The sequence below is a fragment of the Selenomonas sp. genome, assembly GCF_052169755.1.
Classification (GTDB): Bacteria; Bacillota; Negativicutes; order Selenomonadales; family Selenomonadaceae; genus Selenomonas.
Genome location: NZ_JBQNBV010000008.1, coordinates 25,896 through 31,895, shown reverse-complemented (window position 1 = coordinate 31,895; position 6,000 = coordinate 25,896). Strand labels below are relative to the sequence as shown.

Sequence of the window (6,000 nt, the reverse complement as noted above, 5' to 3'; positions counted from 1 at the left end):
CTGGCGCACAGCCTTGCTGTATCTTGAGGTTTTGGGAGACGGATCATGGAACTGGATTTCATCAAGCTGAGTCCGCTGGGAAATACGACGGTATTTTTGCGTGGCGAAGCTGCGCGGGATGCGCACGCCGCGCTCTTATGCGAGGCGATGGACTACGATCATCTGGCGGCGGAGCAGGCGGGTTTCCTCGTCGCGCCGCACACGGGGGAGGCGCTTCTTCGCGTCGAGATGGCGGGCGGCGAGTTCTGCGGTAATGCGACGCTTTCGGCGGCGGCTCTGGCGGCAGCTGAGGGGGCGGCGTCGCCGTTCTTCGTCGAATGCTCGGGCGCGGCTGCGCCGCTTCATGCAGAGGCGCGGCATCTCGGCGCGGGACGCTGGCTGGCGCGGGTCGAGATGCCGCAGGCGCATGAGCTGCGGCGGCTTTCGCTTGAGCGGGAATCCCTTGGAGCGACTGCTTTAGGCGGTGCGGCGACATGCGTCGCCTTATCGGGCATCACGCATCTCGTCGTCGAAGCCGCAGACCTTTCGGCGGCGGGTTACGACGAGATGCTTGCATTTCTAATGCGTGAGGCAAAAGCCGATGCTTACGGCGTCGTGCCGTTTGAGCGCATGGGATGCGATCGCTTTCGCATTCGCCCTTACGTCGCTGTGCCGAGTGCGAAGAGCCGTGTATTCGAGCGTGCCTGCGGCTCAGGCAGTCTCGCGCTCGCGCTTGCCGAAGGGAGCGCGGACAAGCGCATCGCCGTGGAGCAGCCGGGCGGCACGCTTTTTGTCGAGCGCGGCGTTCGGCTTTTTCTCGAAGGCGAGGTGCTCATTTCCTGTCGTGGCAAGGTGGAGCTTGCAGGTGTTGCGCGGTAAGGAATCGGGAAATTCGTGCCGGCGATATGGCATTCAAGGAGGTGCAAAGATGAGAAAATACGCAGTGCTCAAGGAGCCGGTTCGCTGTAATGGCGGGGAAATCATTTATAAGATCATGCTTCATACGACAAAAGATGGAATCTATCTGTATAAGTACGACGCTCCCGATGCAATGGAATGCTCCCATGATGATTTCTATGAGGATTTGGACGCTCTGCATGAGGTATGGGATGCGCTGGTGGATGACAATGGTTGGATAGAGACGACGGATCCGGCGGAGGGGGAACAGCATGATGCGTTTCCGACGGGTCATGCATCTGCCGCACAGAAATGAGCAGAGCGCGCCGTTTTGTTGAAATATAAGGAAAATGTTGATATAATCAACAAAAAGGTTTTTGTTGCTGAATGGAAATGACGCTCGCCGTCTGCACGAGGAGAGCAAGGATGCGATGGAGGAATTTCTATGGAGAATTTGCAGGTGGCGCGATGTTTTTCTGTTTTGGACGGGCGTTCGCGCAGCTATGTGTTGGAGGCATGTCGTCCGTTGAAGATTACTTATTCGGAGTATGTTGTTTTGCTGCGTCTTTTCGACTGCGAGGGGGTCAGTCAGGAGGATTTGTCGCGGGTGCTTCATACGGATAAGTCCGCTGTGGCGCGAACGCTGAAGCTCCTTGAGCAGAAAGGCTTTATCTGTCGCGAGAAGGATGCGGAGGATCGGCGAATCAAGCGCATTCGCTTGACGGAGTATGGTCGTATGCAGCATACGTTTTTGATGTCCGTCATGAACTGTTGGGTCAATTATTTGATTGACACGTTGTCGCCGCAGGATGTTGACAGTGTGGCGCGCAACTTTCAGGTGTTGGCGCAGCGATCATCGGAGGCAGATTTTCAGGAGATCATCGGTAAGACGATGCGCTGAGATTTCGGAAGGAGACGAGAGGAGGAAGCGATGTGAGATATGGGGGACGAGAAGCGGCTGCTTTTCTTTTGTCAGCGGCGATCTTTCTCGCGGCAGGCTGCGGCGATGCGCCGCCGAAGGATGTGCAGGCTCCCTTGGTGCGCACACAGCGCGTCGCAGCGAATGAGGCGGCGCGCACGGTGAACTATGCGGGCAGTGTGCGCGGCCGCTACGAGAAGCATCTGGCGTTTCAGGTCGGCGGACGCATCATCGCGCGCTCGGTCAACGTGGGCGACCGTGTGGAGGCGGGGGCGGCTCTCCTGCGCATCGACGCTTCCGACATCGTGCAGAAGTCGAGACAGGCGGATGCGCAGGTCGATGCGGCAAAGGCGCAGCTCGATCTCGCAGAGGTCAATGTCGCACGCTACCGTGAGCTTTATGCGGCGCAGGCAGTGCCCGCCGCTCTGCTCGATCAGTATGAGACGGGCTATGAAGCGGCGGCGGCGAGCTATCGGCAGGCGCTCGCACAGGCGGCGGAAGGGCACAATGCCGTCTCCTACACGGAGCTTACTGCCGATTCCGCAGGCGTGGTTTCGGCTCTTTTGGCGGAGGCAGGGCAGGTGGTTGCGGCGGGGCAGACGGTCTTGACGCTCGTCGAGTCGGGCGATCTTGAAGTCGAGATCGCTGTGCCCGAAGATCGTCTTGCCGATGTGCCGCCGGGGCGGGAGGTCTCCGTCTCCTTCTGGGCGCTCGGCGCTTCGTCCGTTTCCGGTACGGTGCGAGAGGTCGCGCCGGTGGCGGATGCTGTTTCGCGTACCTACCGTGTGCGCGTCGCTCTGCCTGCGCCGCCTGCGGGACTGGCGCTCGGCATGACGGCGAATGTGGCTGTTGGAAGAGTGTCGCCGCCGGTTGTGCATCTGCCGCTTTCCGCCGTCTATCAAACGGGCGATTCGCCCTGCGTTTGGCTTGTCGGTCAAGACAACAAAGTGACTTTGCAGGCGATTGCAGTCGACGGCTATGATGGCAACGATGCGCTCGTTCGAGGCGTCCCCGACGGTGCGCTCGTCGTGACGGCAGGCGTTCATAAGCTGCGCGAGGGAGATGAGGTGCGGACGGGGGATGCGCCATGAAGAATCTGACGGAACTTTCCTTAAAGCATAAGGGGCTGGTCTGGTACTTCATCATCATCGTATTTTTCGGCGGCATGTTTTCTTATGAAAAGCTTGGCAGGATGGAGGATCCCGACTTCACGATTCGGCAGATGGTCGTCTCAGCGGCTTGGCCGGGTGCGACGGCGCAGCAGATGGAAGAGCAGGTCACGGACAAGATCGAGAGGAAGCTGCAGGATGTGCCGGGTCTCAAGCGGATCACGAGTTACTCGCGCGAAGGTCAGGCGGTCATATATGTGACGCTTAACGACGACGTGCCAAAGGCGAATATCCGTCCGACGTGGCGCGATGTGCGAAATCTCTGCGAGGATGAAAAGCGCGGTTTGCCCGTCGGCGTCTACGGCCCTTACTACAACGACCGTTTTGACGATGTCTTTGGCTCGGTCTACGCCGTGACGGGCGACGGCTGGTCTTACGAGGAGATGCGCGAGCAGGCGGAAAAGACGCGCCGCGCCTTGCTCACCGTTAAAAATGTGCAGAAGGTCGAATTGATCGGCGTGCAGCCGGAGAAGATTTACGTCGAAGCGGCGCGTGAGCGTCTCGCAGAGCTTGGCATACCGCCGGACGCCATCCTCGCCGCCATACGCACGCAGGAGGAGATGACGCCTGCGGGGATGATTGAGACGCAGACGGACAACGTCTATGTGCGCGTCTCGGGCGCTTTCGATGACATTGAGGCGATCCGTGCGCTGCCGATCAGAGCCGGCGGGCGCACCTTCCGCCTCGGCGACGTCGCGAGTGTCACGCGCCGCTATGCCGAGCCCGCCGCGCCGAAGATGTATTTTGACGGTGCGCCTGCCGTGGGCGTCGCTGTTTCTATGCGTCCGGGCGGCAACATCCTGACGCTCGGCGATGATCTGGAGAAGAAGATCGCCGCGCTCAAGGACGATCTGCCGCTTGGCTTGGAGATCCATCAAGTCTCCGATCAGCCGCAGGTCGTCGCAGAATCCATCGACGATTTCGTCGATACGCTCAGAGAAGCCGTCGTCATCGTGCTCGCTGTGAGCTTTTTGACGCTCGGGCTTCGCACGGGGTTCGTCGTCGCCTGCTGCATCCCGCTCGTCCTGACGGGTGTGTTTCTCTTCATGTACGGCGCGGGCATCGACTTGCAGAAGGTGTCCTTGGGTGCGCTCATCATCTCGCTCGGGCTTCTGGTCGATGACGAGATCATTGCCGTCGAGATGATGAGCGTCAAGCTCGAAGAGGGGCATGACCGCTTTTCTGCGGCGGCACATGCGTTTCGCGCGACGGCGCTGCCCATGCTGACGGGCACGCTCATCACCTGCGCGGGTTTCATCCCCGTCGCTTTTTCGAAGGGCATGTCAGCGGAGTTCTGCGCCTCGCTTTTTCCCGTCATCGCGGCGGCGCTTCTCTTGTCGTGGATCGTCTCCGTCATGGTCGCGCCGCTTCTCGGCTATCATCTCATCCGCATCAAGCCGAAGCGCAATAAAGAGGGCGAGACGGTACTTTACCAAGGATGGTTTTATCGTACCTTTCGACGTGTGCTTGAAGCGTTCCTCGCGCATCGACGCTCTGTGCTGATCGCGACGGCGCTTGTCTTTGCTGCGTCCATCGCGCTCCTCGGTGCTTGTCGGCAGGACTTCTTTCCGCCGTCGCTGCGCCCGGAAATCATCGTTGAGATGCGCCTTCCCGAAGGCTCGTCCATGAAAAATACAGAGGAGCAAGCAAGTCGTTTCGCCGCCTTTCTCGATGGACTGAAGGGGGAGTACAGGAACTATTCCGCCTATGTGGGCGAGGGTGCGCCGCGCTTCGTCTTGGCTTTCGAGCCGGTTCTGGCGGCAGAAAACTACGCGCAGTTCATTATCGTCGCGAATGACAAGGAGTCGCGTGAGGAACTGACGGCAAAGATTCGTGCGGAGCTTGCAGAAAACTTCCCGAATGTGCGCTCGAATCTCAAGTTCATCCAGACGGGACCGCCTGCGGCGTACCCGATCATGCTGCGCGTCGAAGGCCCCGACAAAGAGAAGGTCATGGCGCTCGCCAATGATGTCGCCGACATTGTGGCAGGCGATGCGAACACATACGACATAAATCTTGACTGGCAGGAGAAGAGCAAGGTCATGCACCTTGCGCTCGATCAGGACAAGCTCAAGGCGCTCGGACTTTCGACGCAAATGGTGCAGCAGACGCTCTACACGGAGCTTACGGGAGTGAAAGCGGCGGAACTCTACGAGGGCGACCGCACGGTGGACATCGTGCTGCGGCTCAAAGAAGAGGACAGGAGCGATCTCTCCCGCCTTGGGGAGACGCCGATCTATTTGCCGCAGGCGGGCTATGTGCCGCTCGCGCAGGTCGCGAAGATCTCTTACGGCGCGGAAAACGGCGTTATATGGCGGCGCAACTTGCAGCCTGCCGTGACCGTGCGCGCCAATATCTTCGCGGGGACAGCGACGGATGCGGCGAAGAAAGCGTACGAGGCGACGAAGGAGCTGCGGGAGGGGCTGCCCCAAGGCTATGCCATTGAGCCGGACGGCACGCTTGCCAACAGTCAGGACTCGATGGCGTATCTGCTCGTGCCCGTGCCAGCGATGATCTTCATCATCATGACGCTTCTGATCTTTCAGGTGCGCGAGGGGCGTGCTATGGTCATCACACTCCTGACGGCTCCTCTCGGCATCATCGGCGTCGCCTGCGGCATGTTCCTCACGGGCGAGCCGATCGGCTTCGTCGCCGACCTCGGCATACTCGCGCTCTCGGGCATGATTATACGAAATTCCGTCATCCTCATCGACCAGATCCAGAAGCATATCGAAGCGGGCGAGGCGCCGTGGCAGGCGGTCATCGACTCTGCCGTGCTGCGTTTCCGTCCCATCATGCTGACGGCTGCCGCTGCGATCCTCGGTATGATTCCGCTGATGACAAGTGCGTTTTGGGGACCGATGGCGGTCGCGATCGCGAGCGGTCTTTTCGTGGCGACGGTGCTGACGCTGCTCGTACTGCCCGTCATGTACGTCGCTGTCTATCGCGTGCAGCAGGATGTATGTGTGCGATCGGAAGGAAAATAAATATTTCTGCATATCTAGACTTTGGTACTGCCTTATGATATATTATGGC

At 59.6% G+C, this 6,000-nt stretch carries 5 protein-coding genes; all 5 read left to right on the top strand.

The genetic code is table 11. From position 1 onward, the window contains the following. Positions 1 to 45: 45 nt before the first annotated feature. The 5 genes from ACTTKG_RS01465 (at position 46) to ACTTKG_RS01445 (ending at position 5,951) form a co-directional block, all read left to right on the top strand. On the top strand, positions 46 to 858 hold the full coding sequence (locus tag ACTTKG_RS01465; RefSeq protein ID WP_442672487.1) for a diaminopimelate epimerase: 813 nt from the start codon (positions 46 to 48) through the stop codon (positions 856 to 858). A 49-nt stretch (positions 859 to 907) separates the two neighbouring features. Next, complete coding sequence (locus ACTTKG_RS01460) at positions 908 to 1,192, top strand: hypothetical protein (protein ID WP_442672486.1); 285 nt, start codon at positions 908 to 910, stop codon at positions 1,190 to 1,192. A gap of 129 nt (positions 1,193 to 1,321) precedes the next feature. After that, the gene (locus ACTTKG_RS01455; protein WP_442672485.1) at positions 1,322 to 1,777 is read left to right on the top strand and encodes a MarR family winged helix-turn-helix transcriptional regulator; all 456 of its coding nucleotides are present in this window, start codon (positions 1,322 to 1,324) and stop codon (positions 1,775 to 1,777) included. A gap of 32 nt (positions 1,778 to 1,809) precedes the next feature. Next, entirely contained in the window at positions 1,810 to 2,886 is a 1,077-nt protein-coding gene (locus ACTTKG_RS01450; protein WP_442672484.1) for an efflux RND transporter periplasmic adaptor subunit, read from the top strand. After that, complete coding sequence (locus ACTTKG_RS01445; RefSeq protein ID WP_442672483.1) at positions 2,883 to 5,951, top strand: efflux RND transporter permease subunit; 3,069 nt, start codon at positions 2,883 to 2,885, stop codon at positions 5,949 to 5,951. Before ACTTKG_RS01450 ends, ACTTKG_RS01445 begins: the two co-directional genes overlap by 4 nt. The last annotated feature ends 49 nt before the right edge of the window (positions 5,952 to 6,000 follow it).

Excerpts from the sequence above, each read along its gene's own strand:
- ACTTKG_RS01465 (WP_442672487.1), top strand. The coding sequence starts at position 46 with ATGGAACTGGATTTCATCAAGCTGAGTCCGCTGGGAAATACGACGGTA.
- ACTTKG_RS01460 (WP_442672486.1), top strand. The coding sequence starts at position 908 with ATGAGAAAATACGCAGTGCTCAAGGAGCCGGTTCGCTGTAATGGCGGG.
- ACTTKG_RS01455 (WP_442672485.1), top strand. The coding sequence starts at position 1,322 with ATGGAGAATTTGCAGGTGGCGCGATGTTTTTCTGTTTTGGACGGGCGT.
- ACTTKG_RS01445 (WP_442672483.1), top strand. The coding sequence starts at position 2,883 with ATGAAGAATCTGACGGAACTTTCCTTAAAGCATAAGGGGCTGGTCTGG.